Raw genomic sequence first — 23,024 nt, forward strand, 5'->3', positions numbered from 1 at the left:
ACAAAATGTAGTGTTGACGGGATGCACTTTTGATTAATTAATCAATTGATAAGAAATAGGTTGGATAGTTAAATTAAAACTGCTAAAAGGAGCATTAATTATGTCAATGGTAGAATTTCATGACGTGCAGAAATTTTATGGCAAATTTCACGCGTTGCATAATATCAATTTACAGATCGATAAAGGTGAAACTGTTGTTTTGATTGGACCTTCTGGTTCTGGTAAAAGTACACTTATTAGAACAATAAATCGGTTAGAATCAATTCAGGGTGGCAAACTGATAGTCAACAATCAGGATTTATCCAATCCCAAGACTGATTCAAACAGGTTGCGCCAAGATGTGGGAATGGTTTTTCAACATTTTAATCTCTATAAAAATAAAAATGTTTTGGAAAACGTCATGTTGGCGCCCAGAATTGTAAGTCATTTACCGGAAGACGAAAATAAAAAGCAAGCAATGCATCTGCTTGATATGGTTGGCATGGCAGATAAGGCCCAAAATATGCCGGCGCAAATATCCGGTGGACAAAAGCAACGTGTCGCTATTGCTCGGTCTTTAGCAATGCATCCCAAATTATTACTATTTGATGAACCAACATCAGCACTTGATCCGGAAATGATTGATGAAGTGCTACAAGTAATTAAAAAGGTAACATCAGCCAGCGATATGACTTCTTTGATTGTGACTCACGAAATGGGCTTTGCTAAAGAAGTAGCTAATCGCGTTATCTTTATGGATCAGGGTCAGATTGTGGAAGATGATGACAGTACATCCTTTTTTAAGCAGCCTAAAACAGATCGTGCTCAACAATTCTTAAGCAAAATAATAGCGCATTAAGATGGAGGGCATTATCATGAAAAAAATAATTTGCTCAATCTCACTATTAATAGGAATGCTCTTTTTATCTGGTTGCGGTAATAAAGTTGCCGATCAATCAGCTTTAAAAAATGTTCGTTCATCCAATACTATTACTTGGGCTGTTGAGGGTGATAAAAAGCTATTTAGTTTAATTGATATCAGAGATGATAAAGAAAAAGGTTTTGATATTGATATGGCTAAAGCTATTACCAAAGAAATTTTAGGTCCTAAAGGACAAGCTCGCTTTACTCTTGCCACTTCACAATCAAGAATACCTTTGCTGAAAAACGGAAATGTTGATGCGGTAATTGCCACCCTAACAATTACTCCAGAAAGAGCCCAAGTAATCAGTTTTTCTAAATCATATTTTCAGGCCGGTAAATCTTTTCTTGTTCCTAAAGGATCAGATATTAAAAAGCCCAGTGATCTTAATGGCAAAACTGTAATCGGGATCGTTGGCGATAACTCAGTTGAGGCTGTAAAGAAAGTTGCCCCCAGAGCAAAAGTTGTCGCTATGCAAGATTATGGTCAAGCAGTATCAGCTTTGAAATCTCATCAAGGCGACGCTTTGACCAGTGATAATGGTATTTTATATGGTCTAGCAGCACAAAGTCCTGATAGCCTTGAAGTAACTGGAGGAACTTATACTAAAGAACCTTATGGTATTGCAGTAAATAAAAATCAAGAACCTTTTCATAGAGCAATAAATCGAGCTATTGACAAGATTCAGAAAAGTGGAGAATACAATCGCTTAATCAAAAAGTGGTTCGGTCAAGTTCCTGGTTTTAACTATAAGGAGATGTATATTAAATGATTCGGATCTTCAATGATTTTAGTAGTCAACTATTCGCAGGGTTCGGCTGGACTATTTTATCAAGCTTGTTAACATTAGTATTTAGTCTGATTTTTGGTGTTTTATTAGCTCTATTAGAAGTTATTCCGAATAAAACAGCTAATAGGATTGGCAGGATTTACGTTGAAATCTTTCGTAATATTCCATTATTGATTATCGTAATGTTCTTTTATCTAATAGTACCTAAATATTTTGTTCAAATTGACGGTTTCACCGCTGGAACTATTGGTCTGTTCCTATATACCTCAGCTTTTATTGCGGAAATTATTCGTTCAGGTATTCAGTCGGTATCTCAAGGTCAAATGGAAGGTGCCAGGTCAACCGGTATGACTTATAGTCAGGCTATGCGTTATGTAATCTTACCTCAAGCACTTAAGATTGTTATTCCACCGCTTGGTAATCAATTTGTTAATTTAATTAAAGATTCTTCAATACTGGCTTTTGTCGCAGGTTTTGATTTAATGTATCAAGCCAATGCAATTGCATCTGTAACTTTTGATACATTTAACAGCTACTTTGTAATCGGCATATTATATCTGGTAATTACTATGCCACTAAGTTATTACATGCGGCACTTGGAAAAGAAAATGGCGTAGGGAGGCGACTTAAAATGCAAACATGGATTGATGCTCTATCATGGTTAAACTTTGGTTTTTTGTTAAAAGGTCTGGCTGTTACACTATTTATTTCGGTTTTTGCAATTGTATTGAGTTTCATTTTAGGTTCAGTCCTAGGAATAATTCGCTATGCTAAGATTAAATTTGTTTCGGCAATTGTAGGTTTTACTATTGATTTAGTTAGAAATCTGCCTTTATTATTAATTATCTTTTTTACATATTTTGGCCTACCAAATATTGGCCTCAGGCCAGGGGCAATTTTATCAGCAATTATTGCTATGACAATCTTTGAGTCCAGCATGATTGCAGAAATTGTCCGCTCTGGTATTCAATCAGTAGCAATTGGCCAAATTGAAGGAGCCAGATCAACCGGGATGACATTTGTGCAGTCATTATGGCATGTGGTTTTGCCACAGGCCTATCGGCACATGATACCTACTATTATTGGACAGTTTGTTTCTTTAATTAAGGATACTTCTTTAGCAACTATTATTGTTGTCCCTGAACTTATGCAACATGCGCAAGTCATCTATGGTCAAAATGCTAATTATATTGTGCCAATGTTTGCGGCTTTAACGCTTTTATATTTTATCATCTGCTTTACATTATCTGTAGTTGGTAATAAACTTAATAAGCGTTTAGTATAAATAAAGCAAAAACTTTATTTTGAGATTTATCTTATTGACACGTATACTGAAGACGAGTATAATCATTTTAGTTGAGAACAAGAAGAAGCTTCCCGCTTCTCGCCTAAGTTAAGTTGACCTCTAGGCTGATCGATATTTTCTGTTGATTAAGGGCGGGTAAAGTTTACCCGTCTTTTTCTTGTCCTCAGATTAACACGGAGGTGAAGAATTATTCCAAGGAATTTGATATTGAACGATCAAATTCGCGCTCGCGAAGTTCGTTTAATTAATGAAGATGGTGAACAAGTTGGTGTTGTTACTAAAACTGAGGCTTTACGCCAAGCAAGTGTTGCAAATTTAGATTTAGTTCTAATTTCGCCTAATGCCAAGCCACCTGTTGCTCGTATCATGGACTATGGCAAATACCGTTTCCAGCAACAAAAGAAGGTTAAAGAGTCCCGTAAAAAGTCTAAAACGGTCAGTGTCAAAGAAATCCGTTTAAGTCCAACGATTGAGGGTAACGATTTTAACACTAAGTTAAAACATGCGCGTAAATTTATCACTAAAGAAGGTGCTAAAGTACGCGTTTCGATCAGGTTCAGAGGTCGAGCAATCACTCATAAGGAACTAGGTCGTGAAGTATTGGAAAAAATGGCTGAAGCTACATCCGATATTGCTACTGTAGTTAGCAAACCTAAGATGGAAGGCCGTTCAATGTTCTTAATGCTCGCTCCGAAGAGTGACAAAAATAATTAGTTAATTTGGAGGAATTAGAAAATGCCAAAAATGAAAACCCACCGCGCTTCTGCTAAGCGTTTTAAGAGAACTGCTTCTGGTCAATTAAAGCGTCATCACGCTTTTACCGGCCACCGTTTCCACGGCAAGACTAAGAAACAACGTCGTCATTTGAGAAAGGCTGCAATGGTTTCACGCAGCGACTTGAAGCGCATCAAACAGATGCTCTCTCAAATGCGTTAATTACATCAATCAAACGATATTTAGGAGGAATTTTAGATGCCAAGAGTTAAGGGTGGAACAGTTACACGTAAACGTCGTAAAAAGATTATGAAGCTTGCCAAGGGTTACCGTGGCGCAAAGCATATGCAATTTAAGGCTGCAAGTACACAGTTATTTGTATCTTACAGATATGCATTTCGTGACAGAAGAAGACGTAAGAGCGACTTCAGAAAGTTATGGATTGCCAGAATCAATGCTGCAGCAAGACAAAATGATATTTCATATTCTAAGTTAATGCACGGCTTGAAATTAGCTGGTGTTGATATTAACCGTAAGATGTTAGCTGATATTGCTTATAACGATTCAAAGACCTTTGCAAAATTAGCAGAAACTGCTAAGAAGGCTTTAAATTAACCAAAATAGCGCTTATGGCGCTGTTTTTTTTATGTCAAAATTTAGCACTTGCAGCTGATAATTTGGTATATTAAACTAGTGCAATGGATATGATGAAGGGAATTTTGCATGTTATTCAGACCTCGCTATACGATTGATACAATTTATCATTTAAATACTGCTGAGCTGCATAAAATGGGCATCAAAGCTGTTTTTTCAGATTTAGATAATACTCTTTTGGCTTGGAACGAGTTTGAAACTGCAGAAAAAATGAATAGTTTCAATAAGAAGTTAGAGCATGCTAAAATTAAGCTTGTTGTAATTTCTAATAACAATGCTGAAAGAGTGGGTAAAGTATTGAATCCTTATCATATAGACTTTGTTGCCAAATCCAAAAAGCCACTGCCTTTTGCGATCACCCGCAAAAGGAAAAGTATGGGTTTAAGAAAAGAACAAGTCATGATGGTAGGTGATCAGTTAATTACTGATATTCAGGCAGGAAATCTAGCTGGGGTAGAATCGGTGTTAGTAAAACCTCTTATTGAAACTGATAAATGGAATACCCGAATTAATCGTTTTTTTGAAAAAATTATTTTTTTCCTTTTGGGCTTATCACATCCCGTTAAATTTAAGGAGACTATAAAAAATGGATGACCAAATTATATGTATTGGTTGTGGTGCTGTTCTTCAATCTGATAATGTAGAAGAAGCCGGTTATCTTCCGGCTGCACGTTTAAAGCAGGCAAGAGAAAGCAAAGATGAGGATAATGACGTTTATTGTCAACGTTGCTTTCGTTTGCGTCATTATAATGAGATTATGCCAGTCAAAGCGGACAATGATGACTTTTTAAAGTTATTGAATTCGTTAGCAGAAAAAAAAGCTTTGGTCGTTAATGTGGTAGATCTGTTTGATTTTACTAACTCTTTGCTTTCGGCTCTCAAGCGCTTTATAGGTAATAATGATTTTATTTTAGTGGGCAATAAATTTGATCTCTTTCCCCAGAATTCTCGTCAAAGCAAAATTAAAGATTGGATGAGGCAAGAGGCTAATAGAATGGGATTATACCCTAAAAAAATCTTTTTGGTCAGTGCTAAAAATAAAAAGAACTTGCCGGAATTAATAAGTTACCTAGATCATAATTCCCGAGATCAAGATGTCTACTTTGTCGGAACGACTAATGTTGGAAAGTCAACTCTTCTTAATGCTATTATTGAGCAAATGGGTGATATTCAAAATTTGATTACTACTTCACGTTTTCCCGGGACCACGCTTGATAAGATTGAAATTCCGCTAACGAATGGTCACTTTTTAGTTGATACACCAGGTATTTTGACTAAGAATCAGTTGGCCACGCACTTAAACACCCAGGAACTGGAGTTAATATCGCCTCAAAAACAGCTTAAGCCGGTTACTTTTCAGCTTAGTCCGGGAAACAGTTTATTTTTGGCTGGTCTGGGCAGAGTTGACTATTTAAAAGGAAAAAAAGCAAGCTTTACAGTTTATGCAGCACGCGGATTGTATATTCACAGAACTAAAACCGAAAACGCGGACAGCTTTTACGAAAAGCATATTGGTGAATTACTTAGTCCACCTGCCAAAAGTGATAAGCTGCCTCTTTTAAAGGGTCAGGAATATCATACTGGTAGTAAAAGCGACTTGCTTTTTGGCGGAATTGGTTTTATTACAGTTCCTGCAGATTGTTTAGTTAAAATTTATACACCTGGTAAAATCGGACTGGGTATTAGACGAGCTTTAATTTAGAGGATATAATGATTGCTATTGCAAAAAATTATCAAAAAACACCTACTGTGGCTGTAGCGGAAGAAAAATTGACACCTAAAAAGGGTCGCCAGATCGGAATTTTTGGTGGCACTTTTAATCCTATTCATATCGGCCATTTGATAGTGGCTGAACAGGTATTGACTAAATTACACTTAGATGAAATTTGGTTTATTCCTACTAATGTGCCCCCGCTAAAAAATGAACCCAGTGTTTCTGCTCAAGATAGGGCAAATATGTTGGAGTTAGGTACTCAAGACAATCCCCGTTTTCAGGTAAAACTGTTTGAATTATATCGTGGAGGAGTATCTTATACTGTAGACACATTAAGATATTTACGTGAAACTCAGCCTGAAAACCATTATTACTTGATCATGGGTAGTGACCAAGTCAATAATTTAGGTGAATGGAAGGAACCGACAAAGTTGGCTCAATTAGCAACCTTAGTGGGTGTTCAAAGGGCTGGTTATCCTCAGAAAGCAAAATTGCCGATGATTTGGGTTGATTCTCCAGCTATAGATATTAGTTCGACTTTGATTAGACAAACGATTGCAATTGGAGGTTCAATCAGATATCTGGTACCTGATACAGTTAGAAATTATATTCATAAAAAGGGTTTATATCATGACTGATTTAGTATTTAAGAAAACATATTCTTCTTTATCAAGTTCTGAAATTATTGCTAAGGAAAAGAGCAATATGACTGCTGACCGCTTTGAACACTGTATAGGAGTCAGTAAAACTGCACGTAAATTGGCCGAGCTTAATCACTATGATGTAGATAAGGCAGCTTTAGCCGGGTTTATTCATGATTATGCTAAACAAGTTGCAGTTGATGAATATCGTGAAGTGATTAAAACACAAGGCTTCGATCAGGACCTGTTAAATTGGAATCGGAGCATTTGGCACGGTATTGTTGGTACCTATTTTATCCAAAGAGATTTAAAGATTAATGATCCGGAAATACTAACTGCAGTCCGCAAACATACTACTGCTGACGTTGAAATGACAACTTTAGATAAAATTGTGTTCATGGCTGATTATATTGAACCAGGCAGATCATTTCCAGGTGTTGAAGAAGCGCGTAAAATAACTTATGCTAATATTAACCAGGGAGTTGGCTACCAGTTAGCACACACTCTTAAATTTTTAATTGACAAAAGGAATAAAATCTATCCCCGTACTTTAGACGCATATAACGTTTGGGGTATTAATGAATAAGGAGAAAAATGACTAGCAAAGAATTATTGACTTTTACTTTAAAAGCAATTAGCGACCGTCATGGAGAAGATACAGTAGCTTACGATATGCAAGGACATAGTATTTTAGCAGATTATTACGTAGTTACTAGTGCGGGCTCAAACAGACAGTTGCACGCAATAGCCAATGCAATTATTGACGAAGCTCACAAACATAATTATTATGATTACCGTGTTGAAGGTACGAGTGAATCCAACTGGCTTTTACTTGACTTGGGCGATGTTGTCGTAAATGTTTTTACTGAAGATGCTCGTGATTTTTATAATGTTGAAAAATTATGGGTCAATGGTAAAAAATTAGAATTAAAGGAAGATTAGCTAACCATGAGTGTAGTTGGGATCATTGCAGAATATAATCCCTTTCACAGTGGGCATGAATTCTTAATGAATCAGGCTCGTTATATAGCTGGAAGCAAAGACCCGATCATTGTCGTCATGTCTGGAAATTACGTTCAACGCGGCGAAATGGCAATAATGGATAAGTGGACTCGCGCCCAGACAGCACTTGCTAGTGGCGCTGACTTGGTATTTGAACTGCCATTTTCCACTTCAGTTGAGCCTGCAGATTTATTTGCACTCGGCAGCATCGACCAATTGGTAAAAGTGGGCGTTACTGATTTAATTTTTGGAGTTGAAGATGCTACTCAAAATTATGCTTATTTGGGTAGTAAAATTGCGGAAATTCCTCAAAGTCACATGGACTTTAATGATTACAGTCAGACTTATTCAACTCAATATAATCAGATGGTAGCACGTGAAGTTGGTCATGAAGTTAGTGAACCTAATGCGATTTTGGCTTTAGCTTATGCAGTAGCCAACCATAATTTAGGTACTCCTCTAGTTTTACATCCAATTAACCGCATCGGAGCAGGTCATGACGATGTTTTACAAAGTAATAAGGTAGTTCAAAGCGCAAGTGCAATTCGCAATATGATTTTGCATAATGAAGTTAGTTCTACATTAGAAGAATGGATGCCTAAAAAAGAAGTAAAATTACTTTTTAAACAAAAAAATTATCCCAATTGGAATCTGCTGTTTCCATTTTTAAAATACAGGTTAGAATCCTCTTCAATTTCAGAATTGCAGAATATATATCAGATGAGTGAAGGCCTGGAATATAAAATGAAGCAGGAGATACATACTGCACAAACGTTTACTGAGTTTTTACGTAGAGTAAAATCGAAACGGTATACGTATTCACGCTTGCGTCGACTAAGTTTATATACTTTGATGAATGTGACCCAAGAGGATATGATTGACAGTTTTAATCATGAATCACTTTTGCTATTGGGATACAGTAAAGTAGGTAGGAAATATCTTAAACGGATTAGAAATGAAACCCCTGCAGATATCATTTCTAAAGTTGATCAAAAAAATACTCAAAGTGGCTCAATGAGGCTGCAACTTCGAGTTGACCGCTTTTTTGAACAACTGCTGCAAGTGGATCAAAACTTTGGCCGTCGTCCATTGGAGGTCTAAATGTTAAAACTGAATTATTCGCAGATCAAATATAGTAAGGAACCTGTAACTCATATTGAATGTGATTTGCAGGTAGCAGATGATTTCATTAAGCGAAGTCATGGTTTAGTCTATCAAGTTGATAGAGTTTTAGTGACAGGAGATTTATTTTATAATCAACCATTTGTCACTGGCAATTTTCAGGTACAAGCAGATCTTATAGTACCATCCAGTCGCAGCTTAGATCCTGTTAAGTTTAAAGAAGATTTTCATTTTAGTGAAAATTATACAGATGTTGAGATAGCTAAAGAAGAGATTGATGAGAGTGATATTCCGATTGTCAAAGTCGAGCACGAAGTTATTGATCTGCAAAAAGCAATTGAGGATAACATTTTACTAAATATCCCAACAACAATTTTAACTACCAATGAGCAAGAACAGGGCATTTATCCTGAAGGAAAAGGTTGGAGAGTCATTTCGGAAAAAGATTTTAAAAAAAAGAAAGATGATCAAATCAATCCTGCTTTTGCTAAATTAAAAGATCTTTTTAAAGAAAATAATGAAAAGATTCATAACGGAAATAATGATAATTAAATTAGTTAAAAAATCAGTATTAGCAAAATGCTGGTTTTTAATCTTGTTTTAAAAGCACTTTTAAAGTATGCTTTACTTGTTAATAACAATATAAATTAAATTAATCAAAATTAAATTTTAAAAAGGATGAATAAAAATGGCAAGAATCTTAATTGTTGAAGATGAAAAGAATTTGGCACGTTTCGTTGAATTGGAACTAAAACACGAAAAGTATGACACAGTTGTTGAAGGCAACGGACGCAAAGCTTTGGACTTAGCGTTAAAAGAAGACTTTGATGCGATTTTGTTAGACTTGATGCTGCCTGACCTGAATGGCTTGGAAATAGCTCGCAGAGTGCGTCAAGTCAAAAGTACTCCTATCATAATGATGACCGCCCGTGATTCCGTCATTGATCGCGTTTCGGGTCTTGATCATGGCGCTGATGATTATATTGTTAAGCCATTTGCGATTGAAGAGCTTTTAGCTCGTCTGCGTGCAGTTTTACGCCGAGTAAAAATCGAAAAGGATGCTTCGGACGATTCAATAGAGAAAAAGGTTGTAAAGTTTAAAGATCTTACAATTGAGACCGCAAATAGAATTGTTCGCCGTGGTGATGGCAAAGCAGTTGATCTGACTAAGCGTGAGTATAACTTGTTAATGACTTTGATTAAGAATAAGAATAATGTTGTCAGCCGTGACCAACTGCTCGCTAAGATTTGGGGTCCCGGTTCAAACATTGAAACTAATGTGGTAGAAGTTTATGTGCGTTATTTGCGCAATAAAATTGACGTTCCCGGTAAGCAATCATATATCAAAACAGTTCGGGGAACTGGATACATGGTAAGAGATGAGGACGATGAAAAGGAATAAAAACAAAAACAAAAAGGAGACCAAACACTCATCTCTTGTTGTGAGATGGGTAACTGTCGTGGCTTTGACAATTATGGTCTCTTTTGTTGTATTTTCTGTAATAATATATTCATTTGTGGGCCAGCAATCCATGGTCCAGCAAAAGCAGACCTCAAATGAAATGATATCTAAACTTAATAGTAGTTTGACACGGATTCCAACTGAATTGCAGATTGCTAATGTTTCTTTTGCCCTCACACCGTCAGCTAGAGAAGTAATGAGAGGTAATCCGCCAATTAGATCTGACCAACAGGGCAATAGAGCTTTCAATGATGACCTATTATCTTCATTAACTAATCCTGATTTAAATGTAGTAGTTTATAATTTACACGGAGAAGATGTTTTTGATAATGGCGGTAAAATCCCGACTTTTAAAAAGTTTCGGGATGATTATAAAATGTCACGTGTCACTAAAAGTCGCAAACAGGAACTACTAACTTATCAAAAAGTGAGATCAGCTAAATCCGGTAAAATCACAGGCTATATTATTGTTGAAAATAAAATGTCATACTATAACGGTCTGATGAAGGACTTGTTAAAGTGGATGGTACGTATTTCGTTGATAGCTGTTATATTGTTCACTTTAGTTGCTTATATAATAGTGCGCGATATTGTCAAGCCCATTAAGGAAATGTCTCATGTTGCTTTGGAAGTAAATGATGATCCTAATAGTACTGCCAGGATCAGGGATTTTCACCGTCATGATGAATTGCAGGAACTGGCGGTTTCATTCAACCAGATGCTTGATCGTATGCAACGCTATATTGATCAACAAAAAGAGTTTGTGGGAGATGTTTCTCACGAATTACGCACACCTGTTGCTGTTATTGAAGGACATCTAAATATGCTGAAGCGTTGGGGTAAAGATGATCCCCAAATTTTAGCAGAATCTATCGACGCTTCTCTGCAGGAAGCCAAAAGAATGCAGCATCTTATCCAGGAAATGCTGGATTTAACTCGTGCGGAGCAGATTAATGTTCAGTATCCTAACGCAGTTACCAAGGTTTCAGAGGTGTTAAAACGAGTGGTTGGTGATATGTCTTTGGTACACAAGGACTTTACTATCAGGTTAGATATGGATGATCTGCCTCAAGATACAGAAATTCAGATTTACCAGGGGCACTTGGAACAACTCCTTGTCATATTAATTGACAACGGTGTTAAATATTCTACGGATCGTAAAGAAATGAATGTGTCGGCTGGCTTGTCACAGGATGAAGTTCATATTATAGTGCAAGACTATGGCGAAGGAATTTCCAAAAAAGAACAAAGTAAAATCTTTAACCGCTTTTATAGAGTGGATAAAGCTAGAACCAGAGAAAAAGGCGGTAATGGCTTAGGTTTATCAATTGCTCAAAAATTAGTTACTAGTTATCATGGTAAAATTAGCGTCGATTCTGTTGAGGGACAGGGTAGTCAGTTTATGATGGACTTCCCGGCTCTTTCGAAATCTCAGGCTGAAAGGCTGCGCCAGCGCGAAGAAGCGGAAAAAAGCAAAAAATAAAATAAATAAAAAAGACCTGTAAGTCTGTTATAATGCTTGTCGAGTTACAAACATACCATGACATCTACAGGTCTTTTTTGCTATTTTATCAGTTAAGGTCGTTTTTGTTGCTTACCTTTGTTACGATTACGTAAGGATTCATGCAATTCTTTGGTTTCTTCAGTTTGAACTGGAGAACTTACTTGTGAATTAAGCAATTCATTAACTTTTTCTTTAGTCACTACTTCAGTAATAGGTTCCCGCTTTAATTCTTCATCTACTTCTTTTTTAACTTTTGGCGTGATGATATATGTTACCAGCAATTGCTGAATAATAGAGAAAAAGTTGCCGGCAGCCCAATAGAGGGCAACGGAACCTGAAACGGAAAGACAGATAAAGAGTGTCATAATAGGGTTCATGAGCATCATTGACTGCATCTGCTTCTTTTGTTCTTGGGGAATTCCCACCAATGAAAGATATCCTTGTGCAAAAGCAAAAATTGTAGCAAAAATCGTGACTGAAATTGATCTGCTACTTAAGGAGATACCGAAAAATGACGAACTAGCCAAGCTCTTGGAATACATTACAGCATCATAAATACCAATCATAATAGGGAACTGGATAATCAGTGGCAAACAACCCATCCCACCTGTCAGAGATAAATGGTTTTTAGAGTAGAGTTCTCGCTGCCAACCTGCCAAGGTCATTTGTTGATCCTGATTCAGATCCTTACGTTTCATAGTATCCTGAATTAATTTCATCTGCGGTTGTAAACGAGACATTTTCTCTTGTTGTGTAGTTGATTTCTTTTGTTGATTAAGCATTAGAGGCAAAAGAATCATTCTAACTACAAGGGTCATTAAGATAATAGCCCAGCCAGCTCCATTTGCTCCACCTATGATATTGGAAAAGTAGAGCATGATATTTTGCATAGGCTTGCCAATAAACTTATAAATCGACCCATATATAAAGCCCGTCGGTGGCTTATTAGCTCCGCCACTCTGTGCACAAGCAGTGACAATTAGCATGACTGCCAAACAAATAGCAATTAATCCGACATATTTACGAATTTTTTTCATTCAACTCACCCAATTATTATTTTTTTGCCAATAACTAATATAATACATGAAAACCAGTTATTTTGCCCACTTTTATCAGTTTTTCTTTCTTGATAGTTGAAATTCGGGCAAATTGCGAAATGTTTTTGGGTAATTCAGAGCAAAACTGATTGACTCTGTCTAGTTCAGCTTGTAAAGTAATTGTGACTGTTTCATCGCTGTTATTGCGCACGTTTCCATCTAATCCCATCTTTTTAGCAAGGTTTAAAACGCTCCAGCGAAAGCCAACTCCTTGAACGATGCCTGAGATAGTTAATTGCCAGGTTTCTCTTGTTTCATTGGTCGGATTGCTTTCTCTTTTAATTTTATGTTTGTTAAAAAATCCCATAATAATCCTTCCTATACTGCTTCCTTGATTTTAACATTTTAGCAGCTTCAAATTAAAAAATATATTGATAAAAACGAAAGAAGATTTCCAGATGCTAGAACAAATAAGTTCGGTAAACAATAATTTAATAAAAGATTTATCTAAATTAAAACAAAAAAAGTATCGCCAGAAAAACAATTTATACTTAATTGAAGGTTTTCACCTAATTGAAGAAGCACTCAAAGCAGGAGAAAAATACCTTTATCTGCTAGGAAGTGCTGCGGCAATCACTAAAATTAAAGAAAATTTTCCTGAGGTAATAACCAGTAAGAAAACTTTTATCATAAATTCGGCTATTGCTCATCACCTTTCTAGTACTAAAAATTCGCAGGATATTTTTATGGTTTTAAAAATTGCACAACCTCGAGACTATCACGTGAATTTTGGCAAATGGGTTCTTTTAGACCATTTGGCTGATCCTGGCAATGTAGGTACCATTATTAGGACAGCAGATGCTGCTGGCTTTGATGGTGTTGTTTTTTCTCCTACAAGTGTTGATATCTACAATCCTAAAACTCAAAGGGCAATGCAAGGAAGTCAGTTTCATGTTAAATTAATTATGCAGGATCTAACAGAGGTTATTAAAGAAATGCAAGATAACTCGATACCTGTATATTCTAGTATGCTGGATAAAAATGCTAAGCAATTGTCTCAGTTTAATAAGGTGCCCCAATTAGGTTTGGTTATTGGCAACGAAGCTCATGGTGTTACTTCAGAAATAGCAGAAATGAGTGATGAAAAGTTATATATTCCTATTAAGGGCAAAGCTGAATCTTTAAATGCAGCCGTAGCTGCGGGTATTATAATCTATTATTTTGCTTAACTGCTAACACTTGTTTTTAGTAAGTATATTTAATATAATAAAAGACAAAGTTAAGCTTTCTTGTGGGAGGACGATATCATGACTCAAGGTATTAAGGACAAACGCTGTGCGGATTGTGGTGCTCCTAATTACGAATACTGCGAACATTTTATTAACGCATTCAAAATTATTGGCAAAAAGTGGAATGGACTAATCATTAGTTCTTTATGTGCTGGTGATTATATGCGCTTTAAAGACTTGGCTCAATGTGTATTGCCTTGCTCTGATCGTGTTTTGGTTGAAAGACTGAAGGAGCTAGAAAAGGAAAATATTGTTAATCGCTCCGTTGATAGCAAAACAAAGATTATCTCTTATAGTCTGACCAAAAAAGGGGCTGAATTAAAACCCGTTTTCGATCAGATTCATGGTTGGGCTGATAAATGGGTTTAATTTCGCATATTCGCTTGCATGTTTTTCCAAAAAGTTATATTCTATTAACTAATTACAAAGAGTAAGACTAGTAGCAGCAATCATTTAGTCAGAGAAACTTTTTTATTGAGCTGAAAGAAAAGTTTAAACGGAACTGTGAATTTCATCTTACTAGTAGAATCTAATCCATTCCGGTATTCACCGTTAGCGAAATTGAAAGTGTGGACATTTTTGTGTCCAAACTAGGGTGGTACCGCGAAGCTTCGTCCCTTTTGGGATGAAGCTTTTTTGTTTGATTTGAAAGGAAAATTTTTATGGACTTGTTTGACAGGTTAAAAGAGCTGCGTGAAAAAGGTCTGGTAGAGATCGATAAGGCTAAGAACGAGGAAATGTTAAATGATGTTCGCGTTAAATTAACTGGTCGCAAAAGTGAATTAACTGAAATCCTCCATTCAATGAAAGATATTGATCCCAGTGATAGACGTGAAGTAGGACAACGTGTTAATAAATTACGTGATCTTTTTAACAGCAAGCTGGATGACGCCAAAACAGAGATAGTTGAGGCATTAGTTGAAGAGCAGTTAAACAAAGAAAAAATAGACGTTACCTTACCCGGACGGGAAATGCACCTTGGCGCTAAGCACCCAATTAATATTATTTTAGATGACTTGGAAAAATACTTTATTGGTATGGGTTATGAAGTCGTTCAGGGACCAGAAATTGAAACTGACCACTACTGCTTCGAAATGATGAACTTGCCTAAAGACCATCCAGCAAGGGACATGCAGGAAACTTTCTACATTGATTCTGATAACTTATTGCGTTCACAAACTTCAGGTGATCAGGCACGAGTTCTGGAAAAACATGATTTTGCTAAAGGTCCTTTAAAAATGGTGGGGCCCGGTAAAGTGTATCGTCGCGATGATGATGATGCCACTCACTCCCATCAGTTTATGCAGATGGAAGGCTTAGTAGTTGATAAGAACATTACGATGGGGGACTTAAAGGGAACTCTAGAACTCATGGCCAAGCATGTTTTTGGTCAAGATCGCGAAACCCGCCTTCGTCCTAGTTACTTTCCTTTTACTGAACCTTCTGTAGAAATGGACGTTTCCTGCTTCAATTGCAATGGCAAAGGCTGTTCAATTTGTAAATATACAGGTTGGATTGAAGTTTTAGGTGCCGGAATGGTTCACCCTAATGTGATAGAAAATGCTGGAATTGATTCCAATGTATATGGCGGTTTTGCTTTTGGTGTAGGATTGGATCGTTTCGCTATTCTTAAATATGGTATTGATGACATTCGTGATTTTTACACAAATGATGTCCGCTTCTTGGAACAGTTCAGTAGGGAGGAAAGATAATGCTAGTTTCATACAATTGGCTAAAGGATTTTATTAAGTTGGACCAGGATCCTAATGATTTGGCTGAAAAAATAACTCGGACAGGTGTTGAAGTAGCAGAAGTTAAACACCCTGAAGATGGTATGAAGAAGTTGGTAGTGGGTCATATTATTGACTGCAAACCAATTTCTGGTACGCACTTGAATTTAACTCACGTTGATGTAGGAGAAGCAGAACCATACCAAATTGTTTGCGGAGCTCCTAATGTGGCTGCCGGAGAAGACGTTGTGGTAGCTTTACCGGGAGCTAGAATTGCCGATAATGTTAAAATCAAGAAAACCAAATTGCGGGGCAATGAATCAAACGGTATGATTTGCGGCTTACAAGAAATAGGTTTTCCAGATAATTTGGTACCAGAAAAGTACACGGATGGTATCTATGTTTTTCCTCAGGATGCAGAAATAAAACCCGGAGATTCAGCTTTTGAACTACTGGGAATGGATGACTATATTTTTGACTTTGACATTACTCCTAACCGTGCGGACACATTGTCAATGGAAGGCTCGGCGTATGAAGTTGGCGCCATCACTGATGTACCGGTTAAAGTTGAAGACGTAGTTGTTAAAGAAGATGGCCCAAATTGGACCAACGATTTTACTGTCGATGTTGATTCCCAGCTTGCACCCAAATTTTACTTGCGCAAAATTAGTAATGTCAAAATTGCTGACAGCCCTCTATGGCTCCAAAGACGACTTTGGAATGCGGGAATAAGACCTATTAACAATGTGGTTGATGTGACCAACTATATTATGCTTTTAACCGGTCAACCGATGCATAGTTATGATGCGCGCGCTTTTAAAACAAACAAACTAGTAGTTAGAAAAGCTAACAAAGATGAAAAACTAACGTTGTTAAATAACAAAGAAGTTGATCTTGATCCTAACGACATTGTCATCACCAATGGTGAAGATGTGGTGATGATGGCAGGTGTAATGGGAGGTCTTAATTCAGAAATTGAACCAGACACTACAGATGTATTGTTAGAATCTGCTATTTTTGATCCTACTTTAATTAGGAAAGCCGCTCTGCGCCATGCCAATAGAACAGAAGCCTCTAGTCGTTATGAAAAAGGCGTTAATTGGGATGCCACTACCAGGGCGTTAGATATGGCTGCGCTTCTTTTACGCAATGATGCTTCTGGAACAATTAATGAAGGCGTCATTACAGGCAGTTCTGAAAAACGTCAACCAACAAAAATTACTACAACAATTTCCTATATTAATAAAGTGTTGGGTACTGAGATTTCCTCTGCAGAAATTGCTGCCATTTTTGCCCGCTTGAATTTTAAAATTGAAATTAACGGTGACAATTTAGTTGTCGATGTACCCGCAAGGCGCTGGGATATTGCTATTCCTGCTGACCTGGTTGAGGAAGTGGGACGCTTATACGGCTATGATAATATTAAGTCTACCCAACCGGTCCTAGCAGAAACACATGGCGGCTATTCTAAAAAAGAAGAAACTATTAGACGTATTAAAAATGTAGTTCAAGGTCAAGGCTTAATTGAAGCTATTTCCTACTCATTAACTTCGCTTGAAAAAGCAATTGGTTTTTCCAAGGAACCTAAGAAGCCAGTTGCAGTCCAAATGCCGTTGAATTCTAATCGTTCAACTTTAAGACAAAATCTAATGACTGGTTTAGTCGATGCTGCGAGCTACAATATGGCACGTAAGCAAAATCAGCTGGCAATTTTTGAACAGGGACGTGTCTATGATTTCGAAAATAACAAATATAATGAGCATGAACATTTAGCAGCATTGTATAGCGGTAACGTTTATTTCGAAAACTGGCAGAATAATAATGAAAAAATTGATTTCTTTTATGTTAAAGGTCAATTGACTAATCTGTTCTCAAGTCTGGGAATCAATTTGAATGATGTTGAATACCGGGCTGAAGTAATCATGTACATGCATCCTACTAGAACTGCAGGCATATACATTAAAAACAAATATGTGGGCATGATTGGTATGCTGGATCGTCCAGTTACTCAGTCTAATAAGGCAATGAAAGATAGCGAAATTTACGGCTACGAATTAAATCTTGATGACATTATTCCGTTAATTCTTAATCCACAGACTACTGCTCAAAGCGCTCCTAAGTTTCCTGCAGTTGAACGCGATCTGTCAATTTTAGTAGATAAAGAAGTAACCAATCAAGCTGTTGAGGATGTTATTAAAGCAAATGGTGGAAAATATCTCTATAACCTGCGTATTATTGATGTCTACCGTGGTTCTCACATTGCTGAAGATAAAAAGAGCTTTGCTTATCGTTTAACATTTCTCAATGAAAATGACACATTAACTGATGAAATCGTCAACAAAGCAATGAATTCTATTGATTCTAGCCTAGAAAAACAACTAAAAGTAGAAATACGTTAATTATTGACATTAACCGTTTAAATGAATATCATAGACCAGTGCAAAAAGAATTTTAACTTTAAGGAGTACAAAGTTTTATGCCTGAAAAATCATATCCGATGACTGCTGAAGGTAAAGAAAAACTTGAAGCAGAATTAAAAAATTTAAAAGTTGTAAAGCGGCCAGAAGTAATTGAAAGAATCAAGGTCGCCCGTTCTTATGGCGATTTATCCGAAAACTCGGAATATGATGCAGCCAAAGACGAGCAAAGCCATCTTGAAGACCGCATTAGCGTTGTTGAAGACATGCTTAAGTACGCTCATGTTGTAGATGCTAATGCCAGTGATCCTGATGAAGTTGCTGTAGGTAAAACTGTTACCTATACTGAAGTTGGTGAAGATGAACCGGAGACATATACAATTGTTGGTAGTGACGAATCTGATCCAATGAATGGTAAGATTTCTAATGATTCACCAATTGCACAAGCAATTTTGGGTAAGAAAAAAGGTGAAACAGTAACTATTTCAACACCTGGTGGCAAATTTGATGTAGTAATCAATAAAGTTGAAGAAAAATAACTAGTTTGACAGAGTTATTTTAGCTAAGGCTTATAAAAACAAAAAGACCAGAACAGTTAGCCTTCCACAAGAGAAGCGGTAACTGTCCGGTCTTTTTTATTTTTAAATTTAATGACTAGTAAAGTAGCGGTAGTCCTTGCTTTTATCAAAGATAACACCACGAGCATTTTCACCGTTAGAAATTGAAAATTGGGCTTGTGGATATTTTTCATGAACTTTGTCTTCTAAGAAGTTACGCAACATTTGGTTATTGGCTAGTACAGAACCAGTCAGCGCAATTTTCATTGGCTTAGGCTCTTCATACCGGTCCATTCCGATTGTAATATCTCTTGCAAGCAATTCAGCTTGCTCTTTTATTACAGCTGAAGCAAAAGGATCACCTTTATCAGCTAATTGTGCCACGCTCACAGCCATTGAGGCAAAATCAGAATTGCTGGTTTTATAAAACTTGGCAGTAGCATCATTTAAATTATCGACTTTAAACAGTTTATTAAACATGCCAATTAATTCGTTGTCTTCTCGTTTATCCCAACTAAGTAAAGCAGATTTTAAAGCACTTAATGAGATAGCATAGCCTGAGCCCTCATCACCTAAAATGGAACCATAGCCACCAGTGGTGATAATGCTGCCATGCTGTAAGCCATTGAAAACGGAACCAGTACCAGCAATAACCAGACCACCATCTTCTCCTTCAAGGCCATTATAAAGAGCCAGGAGAGAGTCGGTAACTGCTCTGGTTGGCAGGTTATCAACCTTGGCAGAGATTTCAGCGGCTACTTCTGGCGCGTGACCGATAACTGATAAACCAGCCATTCCACAGAGAATCCGTTGACAATCTCCATCAATTTCGTCAACTAATTCGTTGATTGCTTTTGTGATGTTAGTAATGGCATTATTATAGTCTGTATTTACTTGTCCAGGACCGGCTTGAGCCTCTGCCAGTTTTTGCCCCTTTAAGTCATAAGCTATTGCTGTAGTGTGCGTTCCTCCAGCATCAACTCCAATAAGATATTTAAGTGTCATAGTTTGATCTTCTTTCTATATTTTATCCCACTTTTATTTTATTACATTTAGAAAAAATACTGAAGATCTTTCGAAAAAGTATTTGTGTGCAGTTTTGGCTTTTCTGGTCAATAAGTATTCTATCTTAAAGTTTTTCCAAAACGTTACCATCTCAATAGATTTGTACTCTAGTTTTTGTTAAAATTACACTAGTTTAGTGAGGTTGAGGCTAAGTGAATTTTTTCAAGAAAAAACTGAAAACTAAAAATAATAATGCCAAAAAACAAGCTTCTACTCCAATCAGAATGAAGATAATTTTGGGTATCATTTTTGTTCTTTTTGCGGCTTTGATTGGACAGCTGGCTTATTTACAAATAGGTTATGGCTCACGCTTTAAAGCTGAAGTACAAAAATCTAATTCAGCTATAGTTTCCAGTCAAGTTCCCCGCGGTGTTATGTATGACAATAAAGGCCGTGTACTGGTAGGAAATAAGGCTAAAAATGCCATTACGTATACCAAAAGCGTTTCAACTACAACTGAGGATATCTATACAATTTCCAACTCTCTTAGTCATTATATTTCTATCAAGGATGAGCAGCCGACTGAACAACAAGTAATTGATTATTATTTGGCAAATAAGGAAAATAGTGCAAAAGAATCTGCCAAAGTTCCTAAATCCGTCAGAGCTACTCAGGATGACAATTTAATTAATCAAAAAATCCAAGAACAGGTTAGTGCAGAACACATTAAGCTGAATGCACGTGAGAAAACAGCGGCATTAATTTATAATAAAATTTCTGGTGCTTATACTCTTTCTACAATCTACATTAAAAATAATCATTTAACAGATAAAGAAATTGCTGAGGTGGGTGAGCACCTTTCAGAGCTTCCTGGTGTGGGTATTGGAACTGACTGGCAAAGATCTTATCCTAATGGTTCGTCTATTCGCAGTATTATTGGTTCTGTATCAACAGAAAAAGCCGGCTTGCCTAGTGATAACTTACAATATTACTTAACAAATGGTTATTCGCGCAATGATCGGGTAGGCACATCGTATTTGGAAGAAAAATATGAACCCCTGCTCAAAGGAACTAAATCAACCAGCAAAGTTTGGACTAAGAATTCAGGAGATATTGAACAGTCAAAAGCGGTTTATTCCGGGCAGGCTGGGGCAAGTTTAGTTTTGACCCTTGATGCTCAATATCAAAAACAGGTTCAAAGTTCATTAGAAAAAATCTATGCTTCTGCCATTGGGTCAGGTGCCGCTCACTATTCAAATGGTGCATATGCCATTGCTATGAATCCTAAAACTGGCGCAATTTTGGCTATGGCGGGAATCAGTCGTGACCCTAAGAAAAATAAAACTACCAATAATGCACTAGGCGTTATTAATCAATCGTTTGTCATGGGTTCGGCAGTTAAAGGCGCAATGGTAAGTGGCGGATTAATAAATAAAGTAATTACTCCTACCAATAATGTAATGCCTGATACCCCTGTTTATTTACCTAGTACGCCGGTCAAAAAGTCAGTATATCCAATTGGTACTTTTAGCGCTTTAGACGCTGAAACTGCCCTAGAAGTTTCCAGTAATATTTACATGATGCATTTGGCAATGAAATGGGTTAATGCGTCTTATGTTCCTAAAATAAAGATTACTATGCCTCAAACAGCCTTTGAAACTTTGCGCCATAATTTTAATATGTTTGGTTTGGGTCAAAAGACTGGAATTGATTTACCAGGGGAAATATCAGGTATTCAAGGTAGATCTTTCAACGATCAGGGATTAGTTCTTTCAGGTTCTGTACTTGACTTATCATATGGTAACTATGATGCTTATACACTTATCCAAATGGCACAATATGTTTCAACGATAGCCAATGGGGGCTATCGCATGCAGCCTTATGTGGTGCAGTCGGTTGGTAGAACCGCAAATAATGGCAAAAAAGTTTATATTGATTATAACAAAAAACCGCAGGTACAATTACGCATACCTTGGACTCAAGATGAGCTTAACATCATCAGGCAGGGCTTCTGGCGTGTTGTTCATGGTACAAATTCTTGGGGTACCGCTCATAAACTGAAAAAAGTAAAACCATCTATTTCGGGAAAATCGGGAACAGCCCAAACATTTTATTACGATCCTGATAATCCTAATCAGAAAAATCCACCAGAACTAGTCAATGCTACTTTTGTTGGTTATGCACCATCAAATAACCCTGAGATTGCTACAGCTGTGATTTTTCCCGGACTGGATCCCAAATTGGAAGGATCCTATACATTACAAATGACCAAAGCTATGGTACAGGACTACTTTAAATTACATAAAAAATAGAATTTTGTTAATATTACTGGTAATAATAATAGAAAAATGCTAAGATAATACAGTCAGAATAAAAGCGTAGGTGGTGAAAGAAATGGCAGATAACATCATTTTGGAATGCACCGAATGTGGCGATAGAAGTTACTTATCTAAGAAAAACAAGCGTAAGCATCCGGAACGTTTAAGTTTGAAGAAGTATTGCCCAGTAGAAAGACATACTACTCTTCATCGTGAAACTAAGTAATAAACTAATATAGTAGGAGCCTATGCTCCTGCTATTTTTTATATGGAAGAATCATGACAAAAAAAGAAATAAGACAACAACAAATTGAAAATTTGAGCAAATTTGCTGAAACGGCAGAAAAAGATGCTGAAGATCAGGTTTTGCTTAAAAGTATTATGAACTCTGAGATCATTAGTAATTGTCAAAGCATTGGCATAACCTCTTCCTTGAGTTATGAAGTTGACACATCAGGTTTGATTGCTCAGTTATGGGATCAAGGTAAGGACGTTTACTTAGCACGTGCAAATGATAATGCTGAACGTACTCAAGATTTTATCTATTATAGTTATATGACGAAATTAACCAAGTCAAAGTTTGGTGTTGAAGAAGTAAATGAGCCGAATGCTCAAATCAACAATAATTTAGATCTGATTATTGTTCCTGGACTAGCCTTTGCCTTGGATTCACATCAACGTTTGGGGTTTGGCGGAGGTTATTATGACCGCTTTTTGTCAAAGCATCCTAATTCTAAAACGGTAGCTTTGGCTAATTCCAAGATGATTTTTAAGACAGCTCCCTGGAAAGTGGAAGCGACCGATATAGCTATTCAAACAATTATTACTCCGGAATCCATTCTAAAGAATTAATTGAGGCTA

27 protein-coding genes and 2 other annotated features are annotated in these 23,024 nt (G+C 36.8%); of the genes, 24 read left to right on the forward strand and 3 right to left on the reverse strand.

Annotated elements, in window-relative coordinates; genetic code table 11:
* Positions 1 to 100 precede the first annotated feature (100 nt).
* From ACFQ32_RS00340 to ACFQ32_RS00415, 16 genes are all read left to right on the forward strand, one after another.
* The gene (locus ACFQ32_RS00340; RefSeq protein ID WP_046325120.1) at positions 101 to 838 is read left to right on the forward strand and encodes an amino acid ABC transporter ATP-binding protein; all 738 of its coding nucleotides are present in this window, start codon (positions 101 to 103) and stop codon (positions 836 to 838) included.
* A gap of 16 nt (positions 839 to 854) precedes the next feature.
* Positions 855 to 1,673: a transporter substrate-binding domain-containing protein gene (locus tag ACFQ32_RS00345; protein ID WP_046325119.1), complete on the forward strand. Its 819-nt coding sequence runs from the start codon at positions 855 to 857 to the stop codon at positions 1,671 to 1,673.
* Positions 1,670 to 2,308: an amino acid ABC transporter permease gene (locus ACFQ32_RS00350; RefSeq protein ID WP_046325118.1), complete on the forward strand. Its 639-nt coding sequence runs from the start codon at positions 1,670 to 1,672 to the stop codon at positions 2,306 to 2,308. The genes ACFQ32_RS00345 and ACFQ32_RS00350 overlap by 4 nt, the downstream gene beginning before the upstream one ends.
* Before the next feature lie 14 nt (positions 2,309 to 2,322).
* On the forward strand, positions 2,323 to 2,976 hold the full coding sequence (locus tag ACFQ32_RS00355) for an amino acid ABC transporter permease (RefSeq protein ID WP_046325117.1): 654 nt from the start codon (positions 2,323 to 2,325) through the stop codon (positions 2,974 to 2,976).
* Positions 2,977 to 3,049: 73 nt separating this feature from the next.
* Positions 3,050 to 3,161 (forward strand) — a sequence feature (ribosomal protein L20 leader region).
* A gap of 37 nt (positions 3,162 to 3,198) precedes the next feature.
* Positions 3,199 to 3,711, forward strand: a complete 513-nt coding sequence (gene infC / locus ACFQ32_RS00360) for a translation initiation factor IF-3 (protein ID WP_046325116.1) — start codon at positions 3,199 to 3,201, stop codon at positions 3,709 to 3,711.
* 21 nt (positions 3,712 to 3,732) lie between these two features.
* A complete protein-coding gene (gene rpmI, locus ACFQ32_RS00365; protein ID WP_034980158.1) occupies positions 3,733 to 3,933 on the forward strand; it encodes a 50S ribosomal protein L35 in 201 nt (66 codons plus the stop codon).
* 36 nt (positions 3,934 to 3,969) lie between these two features.
* Positions 3,970 to 4,326, forward strand: coding sequence for a 50S ribosomal protein L20 (gene rplT / locus ACFQ32_RS00370; protein WP_034980161.1), 357 nt, complete (start codon positions 3,970 to 3,972; stop codon positions 4,324 to 4,326).
* Between the two features lie 108 nt (positions 4,327 to 4,434).
* Positions 4,435 to 4,959: a YqeG family HAD IIIA-type phosphatase gene (locus ACFQ32_RS00375; protein ID WP_046325115.1), complete on the forward strand. Its 525-nt coding sequence runs from the start codon at positions 4,435 to 4,437 to the stop codon at positions 4,957 to 4,959.
* Positions 4,952 to 6,067: a ribosome biogenesis GTPase YqeH gene (yqeH, locus tag ACFQ32_RS00380; protein ID WP_046325114.1), complete on the forward strand. Its 1,116-nt coding sequence runs from the start codon at positions 4,952 to 4,954 to the stop codon at positions 6,065 to 6,067. Before ACFQ32_RS00375 ends, yqeH begins: the two co-directional genes overlap by 8 nt.
* Before the next feature lie 8 nt (positions 6,068 to 6,075).
* On the forward strand, positions 6,076 to 6,717 hold the full coding sequence (locus ACFQ32_RS00385) for a nicotinate-nucleotide adenylyltransferase (RefSeq protein WP_046325113.1): 642 nt from the start codon (positions 6,076 to 6,078) through the stop codon (positions 6,715 to 6,717).
* Entirely contained in the window at positions 6,710 to 7,306 is a 597-nt protein-coding gene (yqeK, locus tag ACFQ32_RS00390) for a bis(5'-nucleosyl)-tetraphosphatase (symmetrical) YqeK (RefSeq protein ID WP_046325112.1), read from the forward strand. Before ACFQ32_RS00385 ends, yqeK begins: the two co-directional genes overlap by 8 nt.
* 8 nt (positions 7,307 to 7,314) lie before the next feature.
* A complete protein-coding gene (gene rsfS / locus ACFQ32_RS00395) occupies positions 7,315 to 7,662 on the forward strand; it encodes a ribosome silencing factor (RefSeq protein WP_046325111.1) in 348 nt (115 codons plus the stop codon).
* A 6-nt stretch (positions 7,663 to 7,668) separates the two neighbouring features.
* A complete protein-coding gene (locus ACFQ32_RS00400; protein ID WP_046325110.1) occupies positions 7,669 to 8,823 on the forward strand; it encodes a nucleotidyltransferase in 1,155 nt (384 codons plus the stop codon).
* Positions 8,824 to 9,396, forward strand: a complete 573-nt coding sequence (locus tag ACFQ32_RS00405; protein ID WP_046325109.1) for a DUF177 domain-containing protein — start codon at positions 8,824 to 8,826, stop codon at positions 9,394 to 9,396.
* 136 nt (positions 9,397 to 9,532) lie between these two features.
* Positions 9,533 to 10,246: a response regulator transcription factor gene (locus ACFQ32_RS00410; protein WP_046325108.1), complete on the forward strand. Its 714-nt coding sequence runs from the start codon at positions 9,533 to 9,535 to the stop codon at positions 10,244 to 10,246.
* Positions 10,224 to 11,789 carry a HAMP domain-containing sensor histidine kinase gene (locus tag ACFQ32_RS00415; protein WP_143444016.1) on the forward strand — a complete coding sequence of 522 codons (1,566 nt, stop codon included), beginning with the start codon at positions 10,224 to 10,226 and terminating at the stop codon, positions 11,787 to 11,789. Before ACFQ32_RS00410 ends, ACFQ32_RS00415 begins: the two co-directional genes overlap by 23 nt.
* A 92-nt stretch (positions 11,790 to 11,881) precedes the next feature.
* Here ACFQ32_RS00415 and yidC read toward each other — a convergent pair whose 3' ends face one another.
* Both yidC and ACFQ32_RS00425 read right to left on the reverse strand, forming a co-directional pair.
* On the reverse strand, positions 11,882 to 12,847 hold the full coding sequence (gene yidC / locus ACFQ32_RS00420) for a membrane protein insertase YidC (RefSeq protein WP_046325106.1): 966 nt from the start codon (positions 12,845 to 12,847) through the stop codon (positions 11,882 to 11,884).
* A gap of 34 nt (positions 12,848 to 12,881) precedes the next feature.
* Positions 12,882 to 13,214: an acylphosphatase gene (locus tag ACFQ32_RS00425; RefSeq protein ID WP_046325105.1), complete on the reverse strand. Its 333-nt coding sequence runs from the start codon at positions 13,212 to 13,214 to the stop codon at positions 12,882 to 12,884.
* 91 nt (positions 13,215 to 13,305) lie between these two features.
* Here ACFQ32_RS00425 and ACFQ32_RS00430 point away from each other — a divergent pair, with 91 nt between their 5' ends.
* The 5 genes from ACFQ32_RS00430 to greA all read left to right on the forward strand — a co-directional run bounded on the left by ACFQ32_RS00430 (position 13,306) and on the right by greA (position 18,822).
* On the forward strand, positions 13,306 to 14,076 hold the full coding sequence (locus ACFQ32_RS00430; RefSeq protein WP_046325104.1) for a TrmH family RNA methyltransferase: 771 nt from the start codon (positions 13,306 to 13,308) through the stop codon (positions 14,074 to 14,076).
* A 78-nt stretch (positions 14,077 to 14,154) separates the two neighbouring features.
* Positions 14,155 to 14,505: a winged helix-turn-helix transcriptional regulator gene (locus ACFQ32_RS00435; RefSeq protein ID WP_046325103.1), complete on the forward strand. Its 351-nt coding sequence runs from the start codon at positions 14,155 to 14,157 to the stop codon at positions 14,503 to 14,505.
* Positions 14,506 to 14,553: 48 nt separating this feature from the next.
* Positions 14,554 to 14,758: a binding site (T-box leader), on the forward strand.
* 40 nt (positions 14,759 to 14,798) lie between these two features.
* Complete coding sequence (gene pheS, locus ACFQ32_RS00440; protein WP_046325102.1) at positions 14,799 to 15,848, forward strand: phenylalanine--tRNA ligase subunit alpha; 1,050 nt, start codon at positions 14,799 to 14,801, stop codon at positions 15,846 to 15,848.
* On the forward strand, positions 15,848 to 18,265 hold the full coding sequence (gene pheT, locus ACFQ32_RS00445; RefSeq protein ID WP_046325101.1) for a phenylalanine--tRNA ligase subunit beta: 2,418 nt from the start codon (positions 15,848 to 15,850) through the stop codon (positions 18,263 to 18,265). The genes pheS and pheT overlap by 1 nt, the downstream gene beginning before the upstream one ends.
* Positions 18,266 to 18,342: 77 nt before the next feature.
* Complete coding sequence (gene greA, locus ACFQ32_RS00450; RefSeq protein WP_046325100.1) at positions 18,343 to 18,822, forward strand: transcription elongation factor GreA; 480 nt, start codon at positions 18,343 to 18,345, stop codon at positions 18,820 to 18,822.
* Positions 18,823 to 18,930: 108 nt separating this feature from the next.
* Here greA and ACFQ32_RS00455 read toward each other — a convergent pair whose 3' ends face one another.
* A complete protein-coding gene (locus ACFQ32_RS00455; RefSeq protein WP_046325099.1) occupies positions 18,931 to 19,845 on the reverse strand; it encodes an N-acetylglucosamine kinase in 915 nt (304 codons plus the stop codon).
* A gap of 284 nt (positions 19,846 to 20,129) precedes the next feature.
* Between ACFQ32_RS00455 and ACFQ32_RS00460 the strand changes: the two genes are divergently transcribed.
* From ACFQ32_RS00460 to ACFQ32_RS00470, 3 genes are all read left to right on the forward strand, one after another.
* Positions 20,130 to 22,157: a peptidoglycan D,D-transpeptidase FtsI family protein gene (locus tag ACFQ32_RS00460; protein WP_370448589.1), complete on the forward strand. Its 2,028-nt coding sequence runs from the start codon at positions 20,130 to 20,132 to the stop codon at positions 22,155 to 22,157.
* Between the two features lie 82 nt (positions 22,158 to 22,239).
* Complete coding sequence (rpmG, locus tag ACFQ32_RS00465) at positions 22,240 to 22,389, forward strand: 50S ribosomal protein L33 (protein WP_081945351.1); 150 nt, start codon at positions 22,240 to 22,242, stop codon at positions 22,387 to 22,389.
* Positions 22,390 to 22,442: 53 nt separating this feature from the next.
* Positions 22,443 to 23,015, forward strand: coding sequence for a 5-formyltetrahydrofolate cyclo-ligase (locus ACFQ32_RS00470; protein WP_046325097.1), 573 nt, complete (start codon positions 22,443 to 22,445; stop codon positions 23,013 to 23,015).
* Positions 23,016 to 23,024 lie beyond the last annotated feature (9 nt).

Origin of the sequence: Lactobacillus melliventris (genome assembly GCF_042679465.1) — a bacterium.
GTDB lineage: Bacteria > Bacillota > Bacilli > Lactobacillales > Lactobacillaceae > Lactobacillus > Lactobacillus melliventris.

Bases quoted from the DNA above. Each gene is read 5' to 3' on its own strand.
- rpmG (WP_081945351.1), top strand. From the start codon at position 22,240: ATGGCAGATAACATCATTTTGGAATGCACCGAATGTGGCGATAGAAGT.
- ACFQ32_RS00340 (WP_046325120.1), top strand. From the start codon at position 101: ATGTCAATGGTAGAATTTCATGACGTGCAGAAATTTTATGGCAAATTT.
- yqeH (WP_046325114.1), top strand. From the start codon at position 4,952: ATGGATGACCAAATTATATGTATTGGTTGTGGTGCTGTTCTTCAATCT.
- ACFQ32_RS00410 (WP_046325108.1), top strand. From the start codon at position 9,533: ATGGCAAGAATCTTAATTGTTGAAGATGAAAAGAATTTGGCACGTTTC.
- ACFQ32_RS00385 (WP_046325113.1), top strand. From the start codon at position 6,076: ATGATTGCTATTGCAAAAAATTATCAAAAAACACCTACTGTGGCTGTA.
- ACFQ32_RS00405 (WP_046325109.1), top strand. From the start codon at position 8,824: ATGTTAAAACTGAATTATTCGCAGATCAAATATAGTAAGGAACCTGTA.
- ACFQ32_RS00345 (WP_046325119.1), top strand. From the start codon at position 855: ATGAAAAAAATAATTTGCTCAATCTCACTATTAATAGGAATGCTCTTT.
- ACFQ32_RS00350 (WP_046325118.1), top strand. From the start codon at position 1,670: ATGATTCGGATCTTCAATGATTTTAGTAGTCAACTATTCGCAGGGTTC.
- ACFQ32_RS00430 (WP_046325104.1), top strand. From the start codon at position 13,306: ATGCTAGAACAAATAAGTTCGGTAAACAATAATTTAATAAAAGATTTA.
- ACFQ32_RS00375 (WP_046325115.1), top strand. From the start codon at position 4,435: ATGTTATTCAGACCTCGCTATACGATTGATACAATTTATCATTTAAAT.
- yidC (WP_046325106.1), bottom strand. From the start codon at position 12,847: ATGAAAAAAATTCGTAAATATGTCGGATTAATTGCTATTTGTTTGGCA.
- ACFQ32_RS00415 (WP_143444016.1), top strand. From the start codon at position 10,224: ATGAGGACGATGAAAAGGAATAAAAACAAAAACAAAAAGGAGACCAAA.
- ACFQ32_RS00435 (WP_046325103.1), top strand. From the start codon at position 14,155: ATGACTCAAGGTATTAAGGACAAACGCTGTGCGGATTGTGGTGCTCCT.
- rpmI (WP_034980158.1), top strand. From the start codon at position 3,733: ATGCCAAAAATGAAAACCCACCGCGCTTCTGCTAAGCGTTTTAAGAGA.
- ACFQ32_RS00355 (WP_046325117.1), top strand. From the start codon at position 2,323: ATGCAAACATGGATTGATGCTCTATCATGGTTAAACTTTGGTTTTTTG.
- rsfS (WP_046325111.1), top strand. From the start codon at position 7,315: ATGACTAGCAAAGAATTATTGACTTTTACTTTAAAAGCAATTAGCGAC.
- pheT (WP_046325101.1), top strand. From the start codon at position 15,848: ATGCTAGTTTCATACAATTGGCTAAAGGATTTTATTAAGTTGGACCAG.
- pheS (WP_046325102.1), top strand. From the start codon at position 14,799: ATGGACTTGTTTGACAGGTTAAAAGAGCTGCGTGAAAAAGGTCTGGTA.
- rplT (WP_034980161.1), top strand. From the start codon at position 3,970: ATGCCAAGAGTTAAGGGTGGAACAGTTACACGTAAACGTCGTAAAAAG.
- ACFQ32_RS00460 (WP_370448589.1), top strand. From the start codon at position 20,130: ATGAAGATAATTTTGGGTATCATTTTTGTTCTTTTTGCGGCTTTGATT.
- ACFQ32_RS00470 (WP_046325097.1), top strand. From the start codon at position 22,443: ATGACAAAAAAAGAAATAAGACAACAACAAATTGAAAATTTGAGCAAA.
- greA (WP_046325100.1), top strand. From the start codon at position 18,343: ATGCCTGAAAAATCATATCCGATGACTGCTGAAGGTAAAGAAAAACTT.
- yqeK (WP_046325112.1), top strand. From the start codon at position 6,710: ATGACTGATTTAGTATTTAAGAAAACATATTCTTCTTTATCAAGTTCT.
- ACFQ32_RS00455 (WP_046325099.1), bottom strand. From the start codon at position 19,845: ATGACACTTAAATATCTTATTGGAGTTGATGCTGGAGGAACGCACACT.
- ACFQ32_RS00425 (WP_046325105.1), bottom strand. From the start codon at position 13,214: ATGGGATTTTTTAACAAACATAAAATTAAAAGAGAAAGCAATCCGACC.
- ACFQ32_RS00400 (WP_046325110.1), top strand. From the start codon at position 7,669: ATGAGTGTAGTTGGGATCATTGCAGAATATAATCCCTTTCACAGTGGG.